This window comes from Aeromonas sp. 600724, assembly GCF_049175135.1.
Lineage (GTDB): Bacteria > Pseudomonadota > Gammaproteobacteria > Enterobacterales > Aeromonadaceae > Aeromonas > Aeromonas veronii_A.
In genome coordinates this window covers 13,749-36,148 of record NZ_JAAKUM010000020.1, presented here as the reverse complement: position 1 = coordinate 36,148, position 22,400 = coordinate 13,749, and the positions used below count along the sequence as shown (strand labels likewise).

Sequence of the window (22,400 nt, the reverse complement as noted above, 5' to 3'; positions counted from 1 at the left end):
CGGCTGGCCCTGACTATAGCAGGGGATTGCTCGGGGGCGTCCCCTGCAGCAGCTGCGCCAGACGGGCCAGCCCTTCGCCGACCCGGGCATCGGTGGCGGGTTGGCTCAGGCTCAGGCGCACCCCTTGCGGAGCGGCAAACTGACCGGCGGCGAAGTGTTCCCCGCTCGCCACGCCAACGTCAAGAGCATCGGCGGCGGCAGCAAACTGTTGGCTGCGCCAGGGCTCCGGCAGCGGTAGCCAGGCGTGCATGCTGCCCGGCTGCCAGCGGGCGGCAGGCAGCAGGTGGCGCAGCAGTTCGCCACGGCGTTTGAGGATCTCCCGCTGCTGCTCGACCAGCGGCATGATCTGGCGCTGACTGACCATTTTGCAGGCGAGCTCGATCAACAGCGGGCTCACCATCCAGCTCGACAGCCGCATGGTCTGGGCGAAGGCGCTGCGCAGGGCAGGGGGCGTCAGCACGAAGCCCACCCGCAGGCCGCCGCAGGCGATCTTGGCCAGACTGCCCAGATAGATGACCCGCTCCGGCGCCAGATTGACCAGAGGGATCACAGGTTGCTGGGGCAGCAGGCCGTTGACGTCATCCTCGATGATCAGCAGATCGTGGCGACGGGCGATGGTGACGATGGCCTCCCGCCGCGCCAGACTCATGATGGCGGTGGTGGGGTTTTGCAGGGTTGGGGTGAGGTAGAGCAGCTTGGCCCGGCGGGTGCGGCAGGCGGCGTCCAGCGCCTCGGGCAGCAGCCCCTCCTCGTCCATCGCCAGTCCCACCACCTGATTCTTCAGCTGGCGGGCATTGCCCAGCATACCGGGGTAGCTCAGCCCCTCGCACAGGATGGTCTCCCCCACGCAGCCGGTCGCCAGCAGCGCCAGCATGATGCCGTGCTGGGCGCCGTGGCTGAACAGCAGGCGATCCTCACTACAGGCCACCCCTTGCTCCGCCAGCCAGTTGACGAACTGCTGGCGCTGATCCGGTCGTCCCGCCTCCTTGTCGTAGCCGAGCAGGGCGTTGAGATCCCCGTCCGCCACTTCCCCCAGCATGGGGCGAATGATGGCCGCCCGATCCAGCTGCACCGGCAGGTTCTGCCACAGCTCGATGCGGTGCCCCTCCTCCTGACGGATCACCCACTCATTGGCGGGATCCGTGTTCGCTCCCTTGACCCAGGTGCCGTGGCCCACCCGGGCGGCCAGCAGGCCGCGCCGCTCCGCCTCGCTGTAGGCGCGGGTGACGGTGCCGACGGTGACACCCAGACGATCCGCCAGGGATCTGTGGGTAGGCAATCGGGTCTGCGGTGGCAGCTCGCCATTCGCGATCCCCTGTTCGATCGCTTTGACCAGCTTGAGGTAGAGGGGTCCATCGAAGGCCGCAAGGTCGGGTGTCCAGATTGTCATGGTGACAATAAATCCATTGATCCAAATTTGTTGTCAATATAGCGTGAATTTCAGCCTGATAACAATCAAATAGCTTGCATTGTATCGATACAATGTGGCGAGTAAGGAGTCACAATATGACGATGGAGTGGTATGTTACCCTGTTCGGTTTTGCCGTACTCACCTGCGGTACGCCGGGGCCCAACAACCTGATGCTGACGGCTTCCGGCGCCAACTTCGGGGTGCGTCGCACTCTGCCACATCTGCTCGGGGTGGGGCTGGGGCAGCCGGTGTTGCAACTGGTGCTGGCGCTGGGGCTTTATCCGCTGTTCGAGCGCTGGCCCCTGCTACGGCTCGGTTTGCAGATCTTCGGCAGCCTCTATCTGCTGTGGTTGGCGTGGCGTATCGCGGTGGCCGGGGCGCCGGGGGATCCGGCCCGGAGGGCCCGTCCGCTGACCATGCTGGAGGGGCTGGGCTTTCAGTTCCTCAATCCCAAGGCGTGGATGATGGGGATCTCCGCCATCAGTCTGTTCAGCCTGCCCGGCGCCAGTTACTGGTCGAGTCAGCTGGCGGTGATGGTCATGTTTGCGCTGGTGGCCCTGCCGGTCTGCTTTGTCTGGGTACTGTTCGGCCATCAGCTGAGCAACTGGATCAGCTCGGATCGGGGCTGGCGGCGACTCAACGGTTCTCTCGGTCTGCTGACGGCGCTCTGCGTGGTGATGCTCTGGTATTGAGTCGTGCTGCGTTGATGGGGGGGGCCTGGAAAGAGGCATTTCTGACTTGTCGCCACGGGGTTGGCTCTGCATATTAGAAGGCTTTCCCCATAACGGGGGCGTTGCATCGACAAGAGGTTGAGATGGATCTGAACTGGTTACTGCCCCTGGCGGGGTTTGCTCTGGTTACCTGCGGCACGCCAGGGCCCAACAATATGTTGCTCACCAGCGCCGGGGCGGCGCAGGGGTTTCGCCGCACGATTCCCCTGTTGGTAGGGGTGGTCGGGGGGATCAATCTGATGATCCTCGCTACCGCGCTGGGGCTTGGCGTGGTGTTCGAGAAGGTGCCGCTGCTGCACGACGGCCTCAAGCTGATCGGCTCGGCCTACCTGCTCTGGCTGGCGTGGAAGGTGGCGACCGCCAGTGGCCCGGCCGAGGGTAACCGGCCACTTATTCCCGCCCATCAGGGGGCCATGCTGCAACTGCTCAACCCCAAGGCGTGGATGATGGCGCTCTCCGCCATCAGCGGTTTCACTCTGGCGGGGGAGGCTTACTGGCCCTCCGCGCTCTGGGTGCTGGTGATCTTCTTTATTACCGGCCTCTACACCGGGGCGTTCTGGGTGTTGTTTGGTGCCCAGGTGCGGCAAATCATTCGCACAGCCCGTGGTTGGCGGCGTTTCAATCTTGGCATGGGGCTGGCGACGGCCGCCTGTGTCGGGATGATCTGGATTTAGCCCGGGGTTGGCCCGGGCCTTTACCGGCTGTCTTGTTGGCCCTGCGGGGCCTTTTTTATCTCGTCCGCGTGGCCTTGCCTACAAGGTGGCGTGGTTCTGCCCTCCCTTGGGATGAAAGGAGTTCATATGAAATGTATCGGTCTGCTGGGTGGCATGAGCTGGGAGTCCACCGTCAGTTACTATCAGGCGCTCAACCGCGGGATACGGGCGCAGCTCGGCGGTTTGCACTCGGCGCGGGTGCTGCTCAATAGCGTCGACTTTGCCGGTATCGAGCGGTTGCAGCATGCCGGTGACTGGCCCGCTACCGCCCGCCTGCTGGCGGCGGAGGCGCGCAAGTTGCAGGATGGCGGCGCCGATTTCTTGCTGATCGGCACCAACACCATGCACAAGGTGGCGCCCGAGATTGAGGCAGCCATCGATATCCCGCTGCTCCATATCGCCGATGCTACCGCGGCCAAATTGCAGGCGGACGGGATAACCCGGGTCGGCCTGCTCGGCACTCGCTTCACCATGGAGCAGGATTTTTACAAAGGGCGCTTGCAGGATCGCTTCGGGTTGGCGGTGCTGGTGCCTGCCGAAGCTGAGCGGGAGCGGGTACACAGGATCATCTATGACGAGCTCTGTCTGGGGGAGATCCGTGAATCGTCGCGGGCCGAGTATCTGGCCATTATCGAGGGGCTGGCGGCTGCGGGTGCCGAGGCGGTGATCCTTGGCTGCACCGAGATTGCCCTGCTGGTGGGGGATGCCCGGGCGGCGGTGCCGCTCTACGACACCACCGCCATTCATGCCGAGGCGGCGGTCGCGCTGGCACTGGCATCCGATTAATAAACTGGTCAGATCTCACTATTCATGCTTGTCTCATACCCCTTGCCATAAAAGCGTGTAAAATTGCGCCCTGAATTTTCCCCGGCCAACGCGGGTTGGCTGCGGTTTCCTAGCATGCAAGGCTGACATTGTGACTGAAGTAGATAGATTCGCGGATATTCGCCCCTACCGCGATGAAGAAGTGCCGGCAGCCATCGAACGGCTGATCCAGGATGATGAATTTATCGGCGCCATCGCCAAGTATCGTTTCGGTTCCCTGATGAGCTGGCTGGGTTGGGCCATCCGCCCGATGATCCGCCTGTTCCTGCGCCGCAAATGGTCAAAAGTGACCACAGTGCATCAGGTCCAGATGGGGGTTACCCGGTATATGTCCCGCATGATCGCCACCTCCACCAAGGGGGTGACCTTCTCCGGGATCGAGCATCTTAAGAAAGAGCAGGGCTATCTGTTTGTCTCCAACCACAGAGACATCGCCATGGACCCGGCGTTCGTCAACTGGGGGCTACACACCCACGGTTTCGATACCGTGCGCATCGCCATCGGTGACAACCTGCTGCGCAAACCCTGCGCTACCGAGCTGATGAAGCTCAACAAGAGCTTTATCGTCAAACGCTCCGCCAAGGGGCCGCGGGAGATGATGAAGGCGCTCGGCGAGCTGTCTGCCTATATTGGCAACTCGGTTCACGAAGGTCACTCCATCTGGATTGCCCAGAAGGAAGGGCGCGCCAAGAATGGCGATGACAAGACAGATCCCGCCATCCTCAAGATGTTCTACGTCGACGGCAAGAAGCAGAAGATCGACTTCGTCGACTACATGCGCAGCCTCAATATCGTGCCGGTCAGCATCAGCTACGAGCTGGACCCTACCGACAAGGCGAAGGCGCGCGAGCTCTACGAGAAGTCGGTCAACGGCAGCTACGAGAAGGGCGAGTTCGAGGATATCGAGAGTATCGTCGCCGGTATCGTCGGCATGAAGGGGCGGGTACACGTCTCCTTCGGCGCGCCGATTACCGAGGGCTTCAGCGATCCGGACGAGCTGGCGGCCCTGATCGACAAGGCGATCTGGAGCAGCTATCGCCTCTTCCCGAGCAACTATCTGGCGGCCGATGTTTCCGGCAAGGCCAATACCATCGAGCAGGCGGCCTTCCTGACCCGTCAGTCAGAGGTGCCGGAAGAGCACAAGGCGATCTGGCGGGCCATGTACGCCAAACCGGTGGAAAATGCCCAAAAGGCTTGAATGAAACCGGTTCTTAAACGGTTTTGCGAAAAAAACGGGCGCTGATGCGCCCGTTTTTGCGTCTGGTCAAAGTCGAGGGGGAAAGGGTGGTGAATAATATGGTTTCAGCTGGTACGATCACTATGAAAATGGGATTATGTCTCTTGGCAAGGTGCTGACGAGTGTGTAACAGTGCCCATATAGCTGAACATGAGCAAAAGCTCTAAACCGGTTTGCACGGATTGCAGACGGCATTATTGAAGGACCTGTCACAGGTCCTTTTTCATTGGCTGGCAAAGATGCCGCTCAGATATACCTAACAGGAAACAGACGCCATGATCACCGGTAGCCTGAACACCCTGCAGCGGACGCCGCTGCCCGCCCCGCTGGCCCGCATTATGGCCGAGGTGGTGAAGAGCGTGGCGCACTGGGGTGACGCTCCGCTCGGCAAGACCGAGATTGATGGCCTGAACCTGTTCTGTCTGGTGAGCGAAGATCTGACCGAGCCAGCCGCGGATCGCCGTGGCGAATTCCATCAGCAGTATCTCGATATCCAGTTGCTGCTGCGCGGTGAAGAGTGGATAGGTGTGGGCCCCCACGACTACGTGAGCGACGGCGCCGACCATCCCCATCCCGACCTCTGGTTTGTCGATGACGAGCAGACCAGCTACCTGGCGCTGCAACCGGGCGATTTCACCATCTTCTGGCCGGGCGAGCTGCACCGCCCGCTCTGTACCTTCAACCAGCCCGCCAAGGTGAAGAAGCTGGTGGTCAAGGTACACAAGGATCTGCTGGCTATCGCCTGAGCACTCCCATTAAAGCGAGCCCTGCGCAGCTGATGCGTTGAGACTCGCAAGCATTGAAACCAGTGATACGCACCACAAGTTGCGCTCACTCTTTCAAGAGCAAGAATTGAAACCAGTGATACGCACCACAGGTTGCGATGACTCTTTCAAGAGCAAGAATTGAAAAATTGGACGCACCCTCCTGCGACCATAAGCCCCCGGCAGGGGAATCCCATCCTCTTTTGGATGACACGACACTGTCGGCATAAAGCCGAAGCACAGGAAGATGTAGAAAATGAGCAAGTTGGTATTGATCCTTAACTGCGGTAGCTCTTCCCTGAAATTTGCCGTAATGGACGCCGAAACAGGTGAGGACATGCTGTCCGGCCTGGCCGAATGCTTCAATCTGGATGATGCACGTATCAAATGGAAACTCCACGGGGTCAAGGGCGAAGCCATGCTGGGAGCGGGTGCCGCTCACCAGGAGGCCCTAGACCATATCGTGGGTCACATCCTGCCGCAGGATCCGACTCTTGCCGAGCAACTGGTGGCCATCGGTCACCGAATCGTACACGGTGGCGAGCAGTTCTCCCGTTCCGTGCGCATTGATGACGGCGTGATCGCCGGTATCGAAGCCGCCATTCCGTTCGCCCCGCTGCACAACCCGGCGCACCTCATCGGTATTCGCGCCGCGCTGAAAGTGTTCCCGCAGCTGTCCGAGAAGAACGTGGCCGTGTTCGACACCGCCTTCCACCAGACCCTGCCGCAAGAGGCCTACCTCTATGCGCTGCCGCACAAGCTCTACCGCGAACACGGCATCCGTCGTTACGGTGCCCACGGTACTTCTCACCGCTACATCGCGGAAGAAGCGGCAAAAGAGCTGGGCAAGCCGTTGAATGAACTGAACATCATCAACTGCCACCTGGGTAACGGTGCCTCTGTCTGCGCCATCAAGAACGGCGAATCCGTAGACACCTCCATGGGGCTGACTCCGCTGGAAGGTCTGGCGATGGGTACCCGCTCCGGTGATATCGATCCGGCCGTGGTCTTCTTCATGCACGACCAGCTCGGTTACAGCGTGGAGCAGATCAACCACACCCTGACCCGTGAGTCCGGTCTGTTGGGGATGACCGAAGCGAGCAGCGACTGCCGCTACGTCACCACCAACTACGCCACCGACGCCGGTGCCAAGCGTGCCCTGGATGTCTTCACCTACCGTGTGGCCAAGTATGTCGGTGCCTATGCCGCTGCGATGGACGGTCGTCTGGACGCCGTGGTCTTTACCGGTGGTATCGGTGAGAACGCCGCCATGGTGCGCGAGATGGTGCTGAACCGTCTGGCTCTGTTCGGCTTCAAGGTGGACAAAGAGGCCAACAACGCTGCAGTACTGGGTGGCGAAGGTCGCATCACCACCGCCGACAGCCGTTGCGCCATGGTGATCCCGACCAACGAAGAGTTGGTCATCGCCCGCGATGCCCTGAGCCTGGTCTGCTAAGTCAGCCTCGCTTTGAAACAACGCCCGGCCTGTGCCGGGCGTTGTCATTTCTGGCGTACGCCGATTTGACATGGGGGAGGGGAGCGGTACCCTGACCACCACTGTTTTTGCAGCCAGCAGGCTGCCCGGTTCGGGAGAGAGCAATGAAAGAGGCGTTTTTTAACTGGTTGTCGGGCCTTGGGGTGGAAGTGACCAGCCTGATGGCGCTGGTGATCGCGCTGGGCTTTATCGTCATCACCTCGTTGCTGCTGCACATGGCGCTGCACCGGGTGCTGCTGGTCCGGCTGGTGGGGATCCTCGGCAAGGCCAAGCAGGTATGGCTGCCGCCCCAGCTGCAACAGCGCCTCTTCAACCGGCTCGCCTTCGTTTTGCAGGGGGCCGTGCTGCTCGGTCAGGCGGAGATCTGGCTGCCCCGTCAATCGGATAGCCTCAAGCTTATCGAAATGGTGGCCCAGCTCTGGATTTTGCTGTTCCTGCTGCTGGCCTTTTTCGCCCTGCTCGACTGCCTGTTGTCGGTGAGCCGTTACACCCGCCTTGGTCGGGATTTGCCCCTGCGTGGCATCTTCCAGGGGGCCAAGCTGGTAGGCAGCATTCTGGTGGGCATCTTGATGATCGCCCTGCTGCTCGGCAAGTCGCCGCTGTTCCTGTTCAGCGGTCTGGGTGCCATGACCGCAGTGCTGATGCTGGTGTTCAAGGACCCCATCCTCGGGCTGGTGGCGGGGATCCAGCTCTCCGCCAACCGGATGCTGAGCGTCGGTGACTGGCTGCAGATGGACAAGTACGGCGCCGATGGTGAGGTGACCGACATCGGCCTCACCACGGTCAAGGTGTCGAACTGGGACAAGACCATCACCACCATTCCCACCTATGCCCTGATCTCCGACTCTTTCAAGAACTGGCAGGGTATGACCGAGTCGGGCGGCCGCCGCATCAAGCGCAGCGTCAATATCGACATGACCAGCGTGCGCTTTCTGACGGCCGAGGAGCAGTTGCAGCTCAAGCAGGCCCAACTGCTGGCTCCCTATCTCAGTCGCAAGGAGCAGGAGCTGAGCGCCTACAATCAGCAGCTGAGCGATGCATTGAGCTGCCCTATCAACGGTCGTCACCTCACCAACCTCGGCACCCTGCGCGCCTATCTGGATGCCTACCTGCGCGCCCACCCCGGCATTCGCAAGGACATGACCCTGATGGTGCGCCAGCTGGCACCTACGTCAGACGGTTTGCCGCTGGAAATTTACTGCTTTACCGCGACCACCGCATGGGCCGATTACGAAGGGATCCAGGCCGATATTTTCGACCATATCTTCGCCATAATTGAGCAATTTCATCTGCGGTTGCATCAATCTCCCACAGGTTACGACATGCGTGCCTGGCAACGGGGATAAACAGGGAAACCGGGCGGGTCGGGGACGCGGAAAAAACCGCATATTAATCATCGACCCGTCGCCACTTGTCAGTTGAAATTTGCCGTGCAGAGGAGAAAAATGGCGGCCTTCTCTTCGCGCCCCTGATCCCCTCTTGATCAGCTGCCAGCCCAGAGACGTCACTTCAAGTCATCATCATGGGAAAGTTATGAAGCTCCTTCGCAATAGTGTGGCAACACTCTGCTACAGCCTGCTGCTGACCGCTGCGCCGGTTTTCGCTGTTGAATATGCTCTGCCTGCGGCCAACAGCCGTCTGGTAGGGGAGAATCTGGAATACGTGGTTCCGGCCGAAGAGAACGGCCAGCCGCTGGAGGCCATTGCGGCCAAATTCCAGCTGGGGCTCACCAACATGACCGAAGCCAACCCCGATGCGGATCCCCTGCTGGTACAGACCGGCGAGAAGCTGGTGATCCCCCAGCAACTGATCCTGCCGGATGCCCCCCGTGAAGGGATCGTGCTGAACGTGGCCGAGATGCGCCTCTACTACTACCCCAAGGGTAAAAAAGTGGTGGAAGTGCTGCCCATCGGCATCGGCCAGCTCGGCACCGACACCCCGGAAAACTGGGTGACCAGTGTGCAGCGCAAGAAAGCGGGCCCGACCTGGACCCCGACCGCCAAGATGCATGCCGAATATGCCGCCCGTGGCGAGAGCCTGCCTGCGGTATGGCCGGCCGGCCCGGACAACCCCATGGGTCTGTTTGCCCTCTACATCGGCAAGATGTACGCCATCCACGGTACCAACGCCAACTTCGGCATCGGCCTGCGGGTGAGCCACGGTTGCGTGCGTCTGCGCAACGACGACATCGCCTACCTGTTCAAGCAGGTACCGGTCGGTACTCGCGTCCAGTTCGTCAACCAGCCGATCAAGGCCTCTCTCGAGCCCAACGGTGTCCGCTATCTGGAAGTGCATCAGCCGCTGTCGCGCAGCGAAGAGGAGTTCAACTCCAAGCTGCCGGCACCGCTGCCGATGACTCCGGCGGTGACCCGCTTCATTGCCCACGCCGACAGCGACTCCCAGCTGGTGAAGCAGGCGCTGGAGCAGCGCAACGGCATGCCGATGGCGATCAACCGCTAAGGGCCGATCCCCGTCATGACAAAGGGCGAACAGCATGCTGTTCGCCCTTTTTGTTTCTGCTGCGTTGACTCAGCTTCGCAGCAGATTTGCCTGCAGCTCGCTGCCGATCTGGTCGAGCAGCTGGTAGCGAGCCTTGTAGCTGGCCCGCTTGCGGGAGGGGATCTCCTCCAGCGTCTTGCGGGGCACCTCCAGCGGCAGGCTCATCCAAAGTTCATCCTGCACGCAGCCCTGATGCTCCTGCCACAAGCCGTCGAGATCGAACTTGACCCGATCGGTGGTGCGCTTGCTGCTCTGATAGACGTGGCTTTGGGTGCGGATCCCGAGCAGGCTCTTGCACGCCAGCCCCCGGGCCAGCTCGGCGGCCATATAGACCAGCAGGGACATGGGGCGTAGCCCGCCGCACGCCTTGGTGACCAGCTTGATCTCCTCGCTCTGCCCCTTGCCGCCCTGCAGCGAGCAGATCTCGAGGGTCGGGTTCGGCGCGGGGCGCAGATTGAGGGCCATGTAATAGAGGGCCGCGTCACCCAGCTTGAGGGTCAGGCTCATCTCTCCCTCTTTGCCCATGTGGGTTTGGTAATCCAGTTGCAGGGTGAGGGGGGTCGTCAGCTTGTCGCTCTGCCACTGGGCCAGCAGCAGGCCGCGCCCGCTGTAGATTGCCAGTTGTTGCGTCTTGGGCAGCTGACGTGCCAGCTGCTGGTAGTGGCCGCTGATAAGCCCGGCTCGCAGGCGCTTGCGGAGCCCCTTGTGGCGATAGGGGTGGATCGGCTTTTCCAGAATATCGGGGAAGCGGCTGATCGCCTGCGCCAGCAGCGGTTGCTCCTGCTGCTGGCGATAGAGGGCGCGGGCGCCGGGATTGAGCCAGAGACGCCCCACATACTTGGCCCGTCGGATGAGATGACCCGACTCCTCCACCGGATGAAGGCGGCGGGCGAGGGTTCGCAGGTGTGACAGATGAGATGACATGGTGCCGACCTCTGACTGGTGTGATGAGACAGGGCGGGGAGTGTAGGAGCGGGGCGCTGGCTTGTAAAAAAATGGATAGTAACAAAATGTGAAAACATAACGCTCAGTAGCGGCTGGCGCTGCGAGATGACCGTCACGGTCACGGCAGGAAATCTGGCGCCATCCTCTTGATGCGGCAGATGATTTGATGCGCAAAGGTTTTTATTGTGTTTTGTGTTTGTTAAAAGTGGTTGAGCTGGCGCGAACGGCTGATTAAGCTAGGCCGGTTTTTTAGGGATGAGCCCGTCACCAGAGCGGGCAGAAAATGACACAAAACGGAGTTTTGCATGACAGCTAGCACACCCATGTTAATCACCTTCCTGGTGTATATCCTCGGAATGGTGTTGATCGGCTTCGTCGCCTATCGCGCCACCCGCAACTTTGATGACTACATTCTGGGCGGTCGCCGGATGGGGAGCTGGGTTACCGCTCTCTCTGCCGGCGCCTCCGACATGAGCGGCTGGCTGCTGATGGGCCTGCCCGGCGCCGTCTTCGTCAGCGGCATCTCCGAGAGCTGGATCGCCATCGGTCTGGTCATCGGCGCCTACCTCAATTGGCGCTGGGTAGCGGGCCGCCTGCGGGTACATACCGAGAAGAACCGCAACGCCCTGACCTTGCCGGACTATTTCACCTACCGCTTTGAAGATCACAGCAAGGTGCTGCGCATTCTCTCTGCGCTGGTGATCCTGCTCTTCTTCACCATCTATTGCGCCTCCGGCGTGGTGGCCGGTGCCCGTCTGTTCGAGAGCACCTTCGGCATGGATTACAACACCGCCCTCTGGGTCGGTGCCGCTGCCACCATCACCTACACCTTCTTCGGCGGCTTCCTCGCGGTGAGCTGGACCGATACGGTGCAGGCAACCCTGATGATCTTCGCCCTGATCCTGACCCCGGTCTTCGTCATCATCGCCGTTGGCGGGGTGGACAGCGCCATGATCGAGGTGGCCGCCAAGAGCGCCACCAACCTCGACATGTTCAAGAATCTGGATGTGATCGCCATTGTCTCGCTGATGGCCTGGGGCCTTGGTTACTTCGGTCAGCCCCACATTCTGGCCCGTTTCATGGCGGCGGATTCCCACCACTCCATGGCCAATGCCCGCCGTATCAGCATGACCTGGATGGTGTTCTGCCTCGCAGGCGCGGTGGCGATCGGCTTCTTCGGGCTGGCCTACTTCGCCCGCTTCCCGGAAGTGGCGGCTGGAGTGACCGGCAACCCGGAGCGGGTCTTTATCGAGCTCTCCAAGATCCTGTTCAACCCCTGGATCGCCGGTGTGCTGCTCTCCGCTATTCTGGCGGCGGTGATGAGCACTCTAAGTTGTCAATTACTGGTCTGCTCCAGCGCTATCACAGAGGATCTTTACAAGCCTTTCCTGCGCAAGAACGCCTCCCAGCGTGAGCTGGTATGGGTGGGGCGCCTGATGGTGCTGCTGATCGCGGTGATTGCCATCGCCGTTGCCATGAATCCGGAAAACCGGGTGCTGGGGCTGGTGAGCTACGCCTGGGCCGGTTTCGGTGCCGCCTTTGGCCCCGTGGTGCTGCTCTCGGTGCTGTGGCCGCGAATGACCCGCAACGGCGCGCTGGCCGGCATGCTGGTCGGTGCCATCACCGTCATCGTCTGGAAGCAGTTCGGCTGGCTGGGGCTGTATGAGATCATCCCGGGCTTCCTGTTCGCACTGCTGGCCATTGTGGTGGGCAGTCTGCTGGGCGAAGCGCCCTCAAAAGCGATGCTGGAGCGTTTCCGCGATGCCGAGGAGGAGTACAACACCCCGGCCGAGAGCGCGGGAGAGCCGGTCGCGGTGAACTGATCCCCCTTACCGCTTTCTGATTAAGAGCCCCGCCCCCGGACAAGGTGCGCCCTGGTTGGCCATCCTTGCACCGGTTTGGCGGGGCTTTGTGCTATCTGATTCACTCTTGGGCACTTTTTTATGTTCGGCCAGTGGCTCCCGGGTGCTCGCTTTCTTTTGTCTTGGCACCGAATATGGGACACTAGGCCGCCTGAAGGAGACCTAGTGCATGCGGCTATTCACCCTGATCCTGATCCTCCTGCTGGGGGGACTGCAATATGACCTCTGGCTGGGGAAGAACGGGCTATCCGATTATCAGAACCTGTCGGAGGCCATCTCGCAGCAACAGCGGGACAACCAGACTCTCAAGGATCGTAACGACCTCATTTACCGCGAGATAGATGATCTCACCTCTGGCCTCGAGGCCATCGAGGAGTTGTCGCGCAACGATCTGGGTTACATCAAGCAGGGGGAGACCTTCTACCGGATCATCCCCAAAGAGAAAGACAAAGAGACAGCGCCGGACGATGAGCCCTACGATGACTGATGCCAGCCGGGTATCCGGCCTGACGGCGATCGTCCCTGCCGCCGGTATCGGCAGCCGAATGGGGGCCGATTGTCCCAAGCAGTACCTGCAACTGGCGGGTAAAACCATTCTCGAACATACCCTGGAGAGGCTGCTCTCCCACCCGGCCATCGCCCAGGTGATCGTGGCGCTGGCGCCCCATGACCACTGGTTCGAGGCTCTGCCCGTGGCGGCCGACCCGCGAATTGTGCGGGTCGAGGGAGGCGCCGAGCGCGCCTTCTCCGTCCTCAATGGTCTCCATGTGGCGCAAGGGGAGTGGGTGCTGGTGCACGATGCGGCCCGCCCCTGCCTGACTCACGGCGATCTCGATGCGCTGATTGCCGCGGCCATGAACTGCGGAGGTGCCATTCTCGGCAGTCGGGTGCGCGATACCATGAAACGCTCCGATGGGGAGGGCAATATCATCGCCACCGTCGAGCGCGAGCAGCTCTGGCATGCCCTGACGCCGCAGATGTTCCCGACCCGAGCCCTGAAACGGGCGCTGGAAGAGGGGCTGCTGCTGGGCGCCACCATCACCGACGAGGCCTCCGCCATGGAGCGGACCGGATTCACGGTGCGGATGGTGGAGGGGCGCGCCGACAATATCAAAGTGACCCGGCCGGAAGACTTGTCGCTGGCGGGGCTGTTTTTAAGCCAGCAGGCATAAGCCCCTCAGTCAGAACAGACCGTTCAGAGCAGAGTGTCTCGAACAAACAGGCCCGAACAAGGAGTTAGCATGATCCGGATTGGACATGGTGTGGACGTACACAAAATTGATGGGGTTGGTTTCAGCATGTTGGGAGGTTGCCGCTGATGATGCGCATTGGTCATGGTTTTGATGTTCATAAATTTGGTGGTGTTGGTCCCTGCATGCTGGGTGGCGTGCCGGTTCCCTACGAGCAGGGGCTGGTTGCCCACTCTGACGGCGATGTGGTGCTGCACGCGGTGAGCGATGCCCTGCTGGGGGCCATCGGTGCCGGTGACATCGGTCGCCACTTCCCCGATACCGCTGCCGAGTTCAAGGGGATCGACAGTCGCATCCTGCTGCGGGATGTCTTTGCCCGGGTACAGAAGGCGGGTTATGCCATCGGCAACCTGGATGTGACCATCATCGCCCAGGCCCCCAAAATGGCCCCCCATATCGACGCCATGTGCGCCGTGCTGGCCGCCGATCTGCAATGTGATTTGAACCGGGTGAACGTCAAGGCGACCACCACCGAACAGCTTGGGTTTACGGGGCGCAAGGAAGGGATCGCCACCGAAGCCGTCGTCCTACTGGTGAAACAATAATGCTGGAACAACTTGCCTATCTGCACGGGGCGCCTACTGCCCGCGGTATCCTCAAGGCCGAGGCCGCCGACTTCGTGGTCAATGAAGATCTCGGGTTTGAGCCTTGCGGTGAAGGGGAGCACATCTTCGTCCGGGTGCGCAAAACCGGCGAGAACACCGCCTGGGTGGCGGGTCTGCTGGCCGATGCGGCCGGGGTCAACCGCAATGCGGTGACCTGGGCGGGCCTGAAAGATCGCCACGCGGTGACCGAGCAGTGGTTCGGCATTCACCTGCCGGGCAAGGCCGAACCGGACTTGTCGGTCATCGAGAGCGACAGCATCCAGATCCTGCAAGCCAGGCGTCATAACCGCAAATTGCGGGTCGGCTACCTCAAGGGCAATCATTTCACCCTGCGTCTCACCGGTCTGGAACAGGCCGACGGGCTGGAGGCGCGCCTGCAGGCCATCGCCACTCAGGGCGTACCCAATTACTATGGTGAGCAGCGTTTTGGCCGCGATGGCAACAACCTGGAAGCGGCCAAGGCGATGTTTGCCGGCAAGCGGATCAAGGATCGCAACAAGCGCTCTCTCTACCTCTCTGCCGCCCGCAGCATGCTGTTCAACGCCATCGTCAGCGCTCGTATCGAGCAGGGGCTGGCCCATCAGCTGCTGGCCGGTGATTGCGTGATGCTCAAGGGCAGCCACTCCATCTTCAGTGAAGAGGTGCTGACCCCCGAGCTGGAAGCGCGTCTCGCCTCCGGCGATGTGCAGCTCACCGCGCCCCAGTGGGGCCGTGGCCGTCTGGCCAGTCAGGGTGCCGCTGCCGAGTTCGAACAGGGCGTGCTGGCCCCTTACAGCGATTGGTGTGACGGGCTGGAGAAAGCCGGGCTGGATCAGGACAGGCGTCCCCTGCTGCTCAAGCCGGAGCAGATGAGCTGGCAGCTGGACGGCGAGGCGCTGACCCTCTCCTTCTTCCTGCCGGCGGGCGCGTTTGCCACCAGCGTGGTGCGCGAATTAATGCAGGCCGAAGAGGCCGATCACGGTTTCAGGAATCAGACCGATGCGAATTCTGGTCAGTAATGATGATGGTGTGCATGCCGAGGGCATTCGTGCCCTCAGCGAGGCGCTGCGTGCCTGCGGCGAGGTCATTGTGGTGGCGCCGGATCGCAACCGCAGCGGCGCGAGTCACTCCCTGACGCTGGAAGTACCGCTGCGGGTTACCCGCATTGCAGAAAACGGCTTTAATGGGTGCGAGAGCTATGCGGTGAAGGGGACGCCGACCGACTGCGTGCATCTGGCGGTCAACGAGCTGGTGCGTCCTGAACCCGACATGGTGGTGGCCGGCATCAACCACGGCGCCAACCTGGGGGATGATGTCATCTACTCGGGGACGGTCGCCGCGGCCACCGAGGGGCGCCATCTTGGCTACCCCTCCATCGCCATCTCGCTGGTAGGCAAGACCCACTTCGCCACGGCGGCCCACTATGCGGCCCTGCTGGTGAAGGGGCTGATGAAACACCCCCTGCCTGCCGATCAGATCCTCAACGTCAACGTGCCGGACTTGCCCCTCGAGCAGATCAAGGGGAGCAAGACCACCCGCCTTGGCAATCGCCACCGGGCGGAGTCGGTGATCTGCACCGAGGATCCCCGTGGCCAGCCCATCTACTGGATCGGCCCCCCCGGTAGCCAGCAGGATGCCGGTGACGGTACCGATTTTGCTGCCATCGAGCAGGGCTATGTCTCGATTACCCCCCTGACCATCGATATGACTGCCTATGACAGTCTCGCCGGTCTGGGGGCCTGGTTAGATCTGCAGGGATGAGGGTGGTGTGATAGTACAGCGCCTGTTAAATCAGCTCATTGCGCAGGATATTCGCGATTTTCGCGTGCTGGCGACCATCGCGAAAGTGCCGCGCCAGCTGTTTGTGGACGAGGCCATGGCGCACAAGGCGTGGGATAACACCGCCCTGCCCATTGGCCACGGCCAGACCATTTCGCAGCCCTATATGGTGGCGCGAATGACCGAGTTGCTGATGCAAAACAATCCGGCCCACGTGCTGGAGATTGGCACTGGCTCGGGCTACCAGACGGCGATCCTCGCCCATCTGGTGGAGCATGTGTATACCGTGGAGCGGATCAAGTCGCTGCAGTTCCAGGCCAGACGCCGACTGCGCCAGCTCGATCTGCACAATGTCTCGGCCAAGCACGGCAACGGCTGGCTGGGGTGGCCCAACAAGGGGCCTTATGACGCCATTCTGGTGACGGCCGCGGCGAGCGAGATCCCGACGGCGCTCACCGATCAGCTGGCCGAAGGGGGCCGACTGGTGTTGCCCGTGGGTGACAGCCAGCAGACCCTGCAACTGATCGAACGATCCGGATCCCAGCTGACCAGCCGTATTCTGGAGCCGGTACGTTTTGTTCCCCTGATTGACGGAGATGTTGAGTGAAGTTGTTTTCCCGTTTGTACGTACTGGTGATGCAGTGGGCTCGCCACAAGCATGCCCCCTGGTATCTCTCCATCACCGCTTTCATCGAGTCGGTATTCTGGCCGATCCCGGTGGACGTGATGCTGGCACCGATGGCGCTCGCCAAGCCCCACAAGGCGTGGCACTACGCCACGCTGGCTACTGTCTTCTCTGTGCTGGGTGCCCTGTTTGGCTATGCCCTTGGCTATGCCCTGTGGGATCCGGTCGTGCTGCCACTGGTGGAGTCTGTGGGCTATCAGGACAAGATCGAGATTGCTCGCAACTGGTTTGAGCAGTGGGGGATCTGGGTCATTTTCATTGCCAGCTTCACCCCTATCCCCTACAAGGTGTTTACCGTGACGGCAGGGTTGTTGCAAATGGCTCTGCTCCCCTTCATCATCACCTCCCTCATCGGTCGTGGCATGCGCTTTTTCCTGGTTGCGGGCCTGATGCGTTGGGGTGGCGAGAAGATGGAACGTAAACTGATGCACTACGTAGATGTGCTCGGTTGGCTCTGTATTGGTCTGGCCGTGGTGGCCTATTTCTGGTTTAGTCGTTAAGGATCCATTATGCGTTCGCGTATTTGGCAAGGAAGCAGTGTCGTGGTGTTGTCATGGCTGCTGCTTGCCTGCTCCTCCAGTAAAAATGCAGCTCCGGTAGATGGTGTTGATGAGGGGCAGTTTGTCTCGACCATTCCGGCTCGCCAAAGCGGTGCCCAGGTCAGCGCCCCCATTCAGGGCGGCAGCTATGTGGTGAAGCGGGGCGATACCCTCTACTCCATCGCCTTCAACTCCGGCAACGATGTGCCGTCGCTGGCCAGCCTCAACAATATCAGCCCGCCCTACAACATCTATCCGGGGCAGCGACTGCGACTCGATGGTTCCAGCGCCAGTGTTGGCAGCAGCCGCAGTGCCGGTACCTATGAGGTGCGCCGCGGCGATACCTTGAGCAGCATCGGCCGCCAGTTCGGCATGACACCGCAGGCGCTGGCCCAGAGCAACAACCTGAGCGCCCCCTATGCGCTGCAACCGGGTCAGGTGCTCAATGTCCAGACCGCAGGCGGCGGTTCGACCCAGATGGTGGCTGCGACTCGTCCGGCAACCGTGACGCCAGTGGCCGTGAGCCGTCCGAGCAGCGGTCCGCGTCCGTTGGTCGAGCCGAGTGGATCTGGTCAGACCACGCCGTTCATCTCTCAGAAATCCGTTGCTCCGGCAGCACCGAAGGAATACGCTCAGTCCAAAGAACAAAAAATAAACAACTCCCAGTCGAGACTTGCTTGGCACTGGCCCGCAAAAGGCCGGATTGTCGAGGGGTTCTCTGTTGCAGAACAGGGTAACAAGGGGATCGACATAGCCGGCCAGAAGGGGCAACCCGTCTACGCCGCCAGCAGCGGTAAAGTGGTATACGCTGGCAGTGCTTTAAGGGGGTACGGCAAGCTGATTATCCTCAAGCATGATGATGACTATCTCTCCGCTTACGCACACAACGACGAGTTGCGGGTGAAGGAAGGGGACAGCGTCAAGGGGGGCTCGGTCATTGCCAACATGGGTAGCACGGACGCGCCGGATGTGCGATTGCATTTCGAGATCCGGTACAGAGGCAAGTCGATCAATCCGATGAGCTATTTGCCAAAGCGTTAACCCCAGAGAGACCGTCTTACTCTGGTAACGTCAGGGAGACACACCATGAGCCAAGAACAACTGGTAATGCAGGATGCAGAGTTAGAGTTTGACGCTGAACCCGAATCTCACGAGGTAGAAGAGCTGCAGGAGGTAGCCGCCGAGGCGGAAGATATTATCTCCGATGAGTTGCTGGCACCTGAGCTGAACAAGGTGATGGATGCCACGCAACTCTATCTGGGGGAGATAGGTTTCTCCCCGCTGCTCACTGCCGAAGAGGAAGTCTACTACGCCCGTCGTGCCTTGCGAGGTGACAAAGCCGCCCGCAAGCGCATGATCGAGTCCAACCTGCGACTGGTGGTGAAAATCGCCCGTCGTTACAACAACCGCGGCCTGGTGCTGCTGGATCTCATCGAAGAGGGCAACCTCGGTCTTATCCGCGCGGTCGAGAAGTTTGACCCCGAGCGCGGCTTCCGTTTCTCTACCTATGCTACTTGGTGGATCCGCCAGACCATAGAGCGGGCCATCATGAACCAGACCCGTACCATTCGTCTGCCCATTCATGTGGTCAAAGAGTTAAACGTTTACCTGCGCACCGCGCGCGAACTCTCTCACCGTCTCGATCATGAACCGACCGCCGAGGATATTGCCTTCGCGCTGGATCGTTCGGTGGACGATGTGAATCGCATGCTCAAGCTCAACGAGAAGATCACCTCGGTGGATACCCCCATCGGCGGCGATCGCGACAAGGCGCTGCTGGATGTGCTCTCCGACGAGCGTGGCATGGGGCCTGAGCTGGAGTCTCAGGAAGATGATATGCGCAGCAGCATTGTCCACTGGCTGGAGGAGCTTAATCCCAAGCAGCGGGAAGTGCTGGCCCGTCGTTTTGGTCTGCTGGGTTATGAGCCGGCTACCCTCGAGGATGTGGGGGCCGAGATTGGCCTGACCCGCGAGCGGGTACGCCAGATCCAGGTGGAGGGGCTGCGCCGTCTGCGGGAGATCCTGCTGAGCCAGGGGCTCTCCATCGAGGCGCTATTTCGTACCAATTAAGTCCTCACCAACGCAATACGGCATTAGCCAGATAGCACGAGGGGAGCAACAGCTCCCCTCGTTTTTTATTGCCTGTCGTCTGGCGATAGCTGGCTGTTATACCAGCTCAGCCAGCATGGTGTCGGCGTAGGGCACCAGCGCTTCGCCCTTCTTCACCTTGGTGAGGTAGTCCGGGTTGGCGATAAGCGGACGGCCGATGGCCACCAGATCGAAGCGGTTAGCCTCGATGGCCGCAGCGGCGCGCTCGGCGTCGTAGTTGCCCACACCGACCAGATTGCCCTTGTAGTGGGCGCGCAGATAGTCGGAGGCGCGGCCACCCAGATAATCGAAGGTGAGGTTGTCATCGAAGATGCCGAGGTGGATATAGGCCAGCGGGCGGTCGTTGAGCTTGCCCAGCAGATAGTCGAACACGGCGCGATCTTCCGGGCTGCCCGCCAGATGGACATAGGCACCCGGGGAGAGGCGAATACCTACCCGATCACCACCGATACGGGCGCTGATGGCATCGACCACTTCCAGCGCGAAGCGGCTCATCTTTTCCGGGCTGCCGCCGTAGTTGTCGGTGCGCAGATTGGTGGAGTGGTGCAGGAACTGGTCGATCAGGTAGCCGTTGGCGCCGTGGATCTCCACCCCGTCAAAGCCCGCCTCGATGGCGTTGGCTGCGGCTTGGGCGTAATCCAGCACCAGCTGGGCGATTTCCGCCTCGGTCAGGGCACGCGGCACCTGATAGGTCAGCTCTCGCATGCGGGGCACAGTGCCCTCGTGCGCCACGGCAGAGGGGGCCAACACTTCAGCCTGATGGAAGAAGGGGTGGGAGAGGCGGCCGACGTGCCACAGTTGGGCGAAGATCTTGCCGCCCTTGGCGTGTACGGCGTTGGTGACTTTCTTCCAGCCATCGATCTGCGCCTGGGTGAAGAGGCCCGGGGTATTGGGGTAGCCCTGCGCGTCGGGGCGGATGATGACGGCTTCGGAAACAATCAGGCCGATGTCGGCGCGGCGGCCGTAATAGGCAGCCATCTGCTCGGTCGGCACCAGACCGGGGCCTGCCATGCAGCGGGTGAGCGGGGCCATCATGAAACGGTTGGCCAGGGTCAGAGTGTCATTGAGTCGATACGGCTGAAACAGGGTATTCATGATAGGTTGTCCTGAACGGGTTATTCTTGAACGTGCATTCAAGACGTTTTTTACGTCGGGCGCAAGCTTTTTTTGAATGAGCGTTCAAGAAGGTTGGCCCGAGCAGGCGGCTGGGGTAAACTTGCCGCCCTTTCCAGCCACTCTTTATCGGCGGGCCCTGTTGCCCCTTGCCGGTGAACCATTTCCCACGGGAGGAACCATGCGCATAGCCGAGTTTGATCGGGACGAGGTACTGCGAAATGCCATGGAAGCGTTTCGCGCCAAGGGATATGCCAAGACCACCATGCAGGAGCTGGTGGCCGCCACAGGCCTCCATCCGGGCAGCATTTACGGCGCCTTTGGCAACAAGCGAGGCCTGCTGCTGGCGGCGGTGGATCATTATGTCGAGGGCAAACGCACCCTGCGCCGCTCCCTGCTCGACAACCCGAGCCCGCTGGCGGGCCTTGCGGCCTATCTCGACCGGATTGTGGGGGAGGCGCTCTGCGGCTCCTGTCTGGTGACTCGCACCATGATGGAGCTGAGCGAGCAGGATGAGGAGCTGACCCAGCGGGTCAAGGGGATCTATGGCGAGCTGGAGCAGGATCTGGCCGAGTTGCTGACGCAGGCGCAGGCCAAGGGCGAGCTGGCCCCGGATAGCAATATCCACACCCTCACCGCCCTGCTGCTGATCAACCTGCAGGGTCTTATTACCTTCGCCCAGTGCCGCCCCGATCGCCCCCTGCTCGACGATGTAGTCGCCCAGCTGATGCGGGCCCTGCGGGCGTAACGCGATACCGCAGAAACAACAGTGGCTCCCTCGGGAGCCACTGTTGTTTTCGGGAAGTGCATTCCGCTTTACCTCGGCCCCACCAGCTCTTTCATCAAATCTTTCAGCCACACCAGCGCCGGTTGCTGGGCGTGCACGGGGTGCCAGACGCAGTTGAGGTGGTAGTCGGGCACGTCTTCGGGCAGCGGCAGGCTTTTCAGCGGCCAGTGGGTGGCGAGCAGCTCGGCCACCATGCTGGGCAGCACCAAAAGGTGATCGCTCTGGCTGACGATGGCGGCGGCGGACATGTAACTCTGGCTGTTGACCGAGATGGTGCGGCTAAAGCCCTGACTCTTCAGATAGCGGTCGAGGCTTGCCTCCGAGGTACCTAGCGGCGAGTGGAACACATGGGGCATGGCGATGAGCTGTTGCAGGGTGATGCGCTCCTGCCACTGGGAGGGGTCATCCTCGGCACCGGCGGGGGCCGATTTGGCAATCGGCAGATCGGCGCGCACCAGTCCGGCCAGCGGCTCGGTGAGCCAGGTCTCCTTGCCAAGATACCCCGGCACCTGCATGTACTCGTCAAAGCCCAGCACCAGATCGATCTCGCCGCTTGCCAGCTCGGCTTCGGGCAGGGTGTCGCGCAGGATGCGGATCTCGATGGTGACCCCCGGCGCCAGCCGTCTGAGGCGCTGGATCAGCGGCGGGATCAGCACGCACTCCACGTAATCTGTGGTGCAGAGCACGAAGCGCCGCTTTGACTGGCTCGGCTCGAACTCTTCTTCCTCGGTGAGCTGCTGCTCCAGCAGCCGCAGCGCCTGCTGCACCCCGAGATGCAGCCGCTGGGCGCGCGGGGTCGGCAGCATCCCCTGCGGGGTGCGAACCAAAAGCGGGTCGCCGAGAAAGGTGCGCAGCCGGTTAAGGGAGTGGCTCATGGCGGGCTGGCTGATAAAGAGCGCCTCGGCGGCGCGGGTGACGCTGCCCTGCGTCATCAGGGCGTCAAACGCGAGCAGCAGATTGAGGTCGAGCTGGTGCAGTTTCATGGGGGGATTATTCGCCGTGTTTATGGGACAATCCATCCTATTCATTTGATGGATGGGGGCGCAACGTCTTAATCTGCGACCCACTCTTA

General features: G+C 61.2%; 23 protein-coding genes. 19 read left to right on the top strand and 4 right to left on the bottom strand.

Translation table 11 applies throughout. The features are described from left to right. Positions 1–13: 13 nt before the first annotated feature. A complete protein-coding gene (locus G5168_RS17840) occupies positions 14–1,390 on the bottom strand; it encodes a PLP-dependent aminotransferase family protein (RefSeq protein ID WP_421206958.1) in 1,377 nt (458 codons plus the stop codon). A gap of 116 nt (positions 1,391–1,506) precedes the next feature. Between G5168_RS17840 and G5168_RS17835 the strand changes: the two genes are divergently transcribed. The 8 genes from G5168_RS17835 to G5168_RS17800 all read left to right on the top strand — a co-directional run bounded on the left by G5168_RS17835 (position 1,507) and on the right by G5168_RS17800 (position 9,636). Continuing rightward, positions 1,507–2,103, top strand: coding sequence for a LysE family translocator (locus tag G5168_RS17835; RefSeq protein WP_040068356.1), 597 nt, complete (start codon positions 1,507–1,509; stop codon positions 2,101–2,103). A gap of 122 nt (positions 2,104–2,225) precedes the next feature. After that, a complete protein-coding gene (locus G5168_RS17830; protein ID WP_005335534.1) occupies positions 2,226–2,816 on the top strand; it encodes a LysE family translocator in 591 nt (196 codons plus the stop codon). Positions 2,817–2,942: 126 nt separating this feature from the next. Next, entirely contained in the window at positions 2,943–3,641 is a 699-nt protein-coding gene (locus tag G5168_RS17825) for an aspartate/glutamate racemase family protein (protein ID WP_421252533.1), read from the top strand. A 130-nt stretch (positions 3,642–3,771) separates the two neighbouring features. Further along, positions 3,772–4,878: a 1-acyl-sn-glycerol-3-phosphate acyltransferase gene (locus tag G5168_RS17820; protein WP_202005960.1), complete on the top strand. Its 1,107-nt coding sequence runs from the start codon at positions 3,772–3,774 to the stop codon at positions 4,876–4,878. Positions 4,879–5,192: 314 nt separating this feature from the next. Continuing rightward, entirely contained in the window at positions 5,193–5,663 is a 471-nt protein-coding gene (locus G5168_RS17815; protein ID WP_421252532.1) for a YhcH/YjgK/YiaL family protein, read from the top strand. A 274-nt stretch (positions 5,664–5,937) separates the two neighbouring features. Next, entirely contained in the window at positions 5,938–7,137 is a 1,200-nt protein-coding gene (locus G5168_RS17810; RefSeq protein WP_005354534.1) for an acetate kinase, read from the top strand. Between the two features lie 143 nt (positions 7,138–7,280). Continuing rightward, a complete protein-coding gene (locus tag G5168_RS17805) occupies positions 7,281–8,522 on the top strand; it encodes a mechanosensitive ion channel family protein (protein ID WP_005335524.1) in 1,242 nt (413 codons plus the stop codon). 187 nt (positions 8,523–8,709) lie between these two features. Further along, positions 8,710–9,636: a L,D-transpeptidase family protein gene (locus G5168_RS17800; protein WP_005354531.1), complete on the top strand. Its 927-nt coding sequence runs from the start codon at positions 8,710–8,712 to the stop codon at positions 9,634–9,636. A 69-nt stretch (positions 9,637–9,705) separates the two neighbouring features. Here the strand turns inward: G5168_RS17800 and G5168_RS17795 are convergent, their stop codons facing one another. Then, positions 9,706–10,599, bottom strand: coding sequence for a VirK/YbjX family protein (locus G5168_RS17795; protein WP_421252531.1), 894 nt, complete (start codon positions 10,597–10,599; stop codon positions 9,706–9,708). A 326-nt stretch (positions 10,600–10,925) separates the two neighbouring features. On the opposite strand from G5168_RS17795, the gene putP reads away from it, so the two are divergent. The 10 genes from putP (at position 10,926) to rpoS (ending at position 19,389) form a co-directional block, all read left to right on the top strand. Continuing rightward, positions 10,926–12,443, top strand: coding sequence for a sodium/proline symporter PutP (putP, locus tag G5168_RS17790; protein WP_005354514.1), 1,518 nt, complete (start codon positions 10,926–10,928; stop codon positions 12,441–12,443). Positions 12,444–12,651: 208 nt separating this feature from the next. Beyond that, positions 12,652–12,969, top strand: coding sequence for a cell division protein FtsB (gene ftsB / locus G5168_RS17785; RefSeq protein ID WP_005335520.1), 318 nt, complete (start codon positions 12,652–12,654; stop codon positions 12,967–12,969). Beyond that, on the top strand, positions 12,962–13,654 hold the full coding sequence (gene ispD / locus G5168_RS17780) for a 2-C-methyl-D-erythritol 4-phosphate cytidylyltransferase (protein ID WP_421252530.1): 693 nt from the start codon (positions 12,962–12,964) through the stop codon (positions 13,652–13,654). Before ftsB ends, ispD begins: the two co-directional genes overlap by 8 nt. A gap of 146 nt (positions 13,655–13,800) precedes the next feature. Continuing rightward, a complete protein-coding gene (gene ispF / locus G5168_RS17775; protein ID WP_005335518.1) occupies positions 13,801–14,277 on the top strand; it encodes a 2-C-methyl-D-erythritol 2,4-cyclodiphosphate synthase in 477 nt (158 codons plus the stop codon). Continuing rightward, a complete protein-coding gene (gene truD / locus G5168_RS17770) occupies positions 14,277–15,335 on the top strand; it encodes a tRNA pseudouridine(13) synthase TruD (RefSeq protein ID WP_204482574.1) in 1,059 nt (352 codons plus the stop codon). The genes ispF and truD overlap by 1 nt, the downstream gene beginning before the upstream one ends. After that, positions 15,316–16,077, top strand: a complete 762-nt coding sequence (surE, locus tag G5168_RS17765; RefSeq protein WP_421252529.1) for a 5'/3'-nucleotidase SurE — start codon at positions 15,316–15,318, stop codon at positions 16,075–16,077. The genes truD and surE overlap by 20 nt, the downstream gene beginning before the upstream one ends. 7 nt (positions 16,078–16,084) lie before the next feature. Continuing rightward, complete coding sequence (locus G5168_RS17760) at positions 16,085–16,702, top strand: protein-L-isoaspartate(D-aspartate) O-methyltransferase (protein ID WP_005335507.1); 618 nt, start codon at positions 16,085–16,087, stop codon at positions 16,700–16,702. After that, on the top strand, positions 16,699–17,280 hold the full coding sequence (locus G5168_RS17755; protein WP_005354505.1) for a YqaA family protein: 582 nt from the start codon (positions 16,699–16,701) through the stop codon (positions 17,278–17,280). The genes G5168_RS17760 and G5168_RS17755 overlap by 4 nt, the downstream gene beginning before the upstream one ends. 9 nt (positions 17,281–17,289) lie before the next feature. Then, positions 17,290–18,360, top strand: a complete 1,071-nt coding sequence (locus G5168_RS17750) for a LysM peptidoglycan-binding domain-containing protein (protein WP_323888515.1) — start codon at positions 17,290–17,292, stop codon at positions 18,358–18,360. A 45-nt stretch (positions 18,361–18,405) separates the two neighbouring features. Beyond that, on the top strand, positions 18,406–19,389 hold the full coding sequence (rpoS, locus tag G5168_RS17745; protein WP_005362773.1) for an RNA polymerase sigma factor RpoS: 984 nt from the start codon (positions 18,406–18,408) through the stop codon (positions 19,387–19,389). A 96-nt stretch (positions 19,390–19,485) separates the two neighbouring features. Here the strand turns inward: rpoS and G5168_RS17740 are convergent, their stop codons facing one another. Further along, positions 19,486–20,523 (bottom strand): alkene reductase, encoded by a 1,038-nt coding sequence (locus tag G5168_RS17740; protein ID WP_421252528.1) that lies wholly within the window; start codon positions 20,521–20,523, stop codon positions 19,486–19,488. A gap of 199 nt (positions 20,524–20,722) precedes the next feature. Between G5168_RS17740 and G5168_RS17735 the strand changes: the two genes are divergently transcribed. Continuing rightward, positions 20,723–21,289 (top strand): TetR/AcrR family transcriptional regulator, encoded by a 567-nt coding sequence (locus tag G5168_RS17735; protein WP_021229505.1) that lies wholly within the window; start codon positions 20,723–20,725, stop codon positions 21,287–21,289. Between the two features lie 68 nt (positions 21,290–21,357). On the opposite strand, the gene G5168_RS17730 is transcribed toward G5168_RS17735, so the two are convergent. After that, positions 21,358–22,311, bottom strand: a complete 954-nt coding sequence (locus G5168_RS17730) for a LysR family transcriptional regulator (protein ID WP_033115874.1) — start codon at positions 22,309–22,311, stop codon at positions 21,358–21,360. Positions 22,312–22,400 lie beyond the last annotated feature (89 nt).

What these genes read in the sequence shown, in the direction of transcription:
- G5168_RS17840 (WP_421206958.1), bottom strand. Translation starts at nt 1,390, where the DNA reads ATGACAATCTGGACACCCGACCTTGCGGCCTTCGATGGACCCCTCTAC.
- G5168_RS17835 (WP_040068356.1), top strand. Translation starts at nt 1,507, where the DNA reads ATGACGATGGAGTGGTATGTTACCCTGTTCGGTTTTGCCGTACTCACC.
- G5168_RS17830 (WP_005335534.1), top strand. Translation starts at nt 2,226, where the DNA reads ATGGATCTGAACTGGTTACTGCCCCTGGCGGGGTTTGCTCTGGTTACC.
- G5168_RS17825 (WP_421252533.1), top strand. Translation starts at nt 2,943, where the DNA reads ATGAAATGTATCGGTCTGCTGGGTGGCATGAGCTGGGAGTCCACCGTC.
- G5168_RS17815 (WP_421252532.1), top strand. Translation starts at nt 5,193, where the DNA reads ATGATCACCGGTAGCCTGAACACCCTGCAGCGGACGCCGCTGCCCGCC.
- G5168_RS17810 (WP_005354534.1), top strand. Translation starts at nt 5,938, where the DNA reads ATGAGCAAGTTGGTATTGATCCTTAACTGCGGTAGCTCTTCCCTGAAA.
- G5168_RS17805 (WP_005335524.1), top strand. Translation starts at nt 7,281, where the DNA reads ATGAAAGAGGCGTTTTTTAACTGGTTGTCGGGCCTTGGGGTGGAAGTG.
- G5168_RS17800 (WP_005354531.1), top strand. Translation starts at nt 8,710, where the DNA reads ATGAAGCTCCTTCGCAATAGTGTGGCAACACTCTGCTACAGCCTGCTG.
- G5168_RS17795 (WP_421252531.1), bottom strand. Translation starts at nt 10,599, where the DNA reads ATGTCATCTCATCTGTCACACCTGCGAACCCTCGCCCGCCGCCTTCAT.
- putP (WP_005354514.1), top strand. Translation starts at nt 10,926, where the DNA reads ATGACAGCTAGCACACCCATGTTAATCACCTTCCTGGTGTATATCCTC.
- ftsB (WP_005335520.1), top strand. Translation starts at nt 12,652, where the DNA reads ATGCGGCTATTCACCCTGATCCTGATCCTCCTGCTGGGGGGACTGCAA.
- ispD (WP_421252530.1), top strand. Translation starts at nt 12,962, where the DNA reads ATGACTGATGCCAGCCGGGTATCCGGCCTGACGGCGATCGTCCCTGCC.
- ispF (WP_005335518.1), top strand. Translation starts at nt 13,801, where the DNA reads ATGATGCGCATTGGTCATGGTTTTGATGTTCATAAATTTGGTGGTGTT.
- truD (WP_204482574.1), top strand. Translation starts at nt 14,277, where the DNA reads ATGCTGGAACAACTTGCCTATCTGCACGGGGCGCCTACTGCCCGCGGT.
- surE (WP_421252529.1), top strand. Translation starts at nt 15,316, where the DNA reads ATGCGAATTCTGGTCAGTAATGATGATGGTGTGCATGCCGAGGGCATT.
- G5168_RS17750 (WP_323888515.1), top strand. Translation starts at nt 17,290, where the DNA reads ATGCGTTCGCGTATTTGGCAAGGAAGCAGTGTCGTGGTGTTGTCATGG.
- rpoS (WP_005362773.1), top strand. Translation starts at nt 18,406, where the DNA reads ATGAGCCAAGAACAACTGGTAATGCAGGATGCAGAGTTAGAGTTTGAC.
- G5168_RS17740 (WP_421252528.1), bottom strand. Translation starts at nt 20,523, where the DNA reads ATGAATACCCTGTTTCAGCCGTATCGACTCAATGACACTCTGACCCTG.
- G5168_RS17735 (WP_021229505.1), top strand. Translation starts at nt 20,723, where the DNA reads ATGCGCATAGCCGAGTTTGATCGGGACGAGGTACTGCGAAATGCCATG.
- G5168_RS17730 (WP_033115874.1), bottom strand. Translation starts at nt 22,311, where the DNA reads ATGAAACTGCACCAGCTCGACCTCAATCTGCTGCTCGCGTTTGACGCC.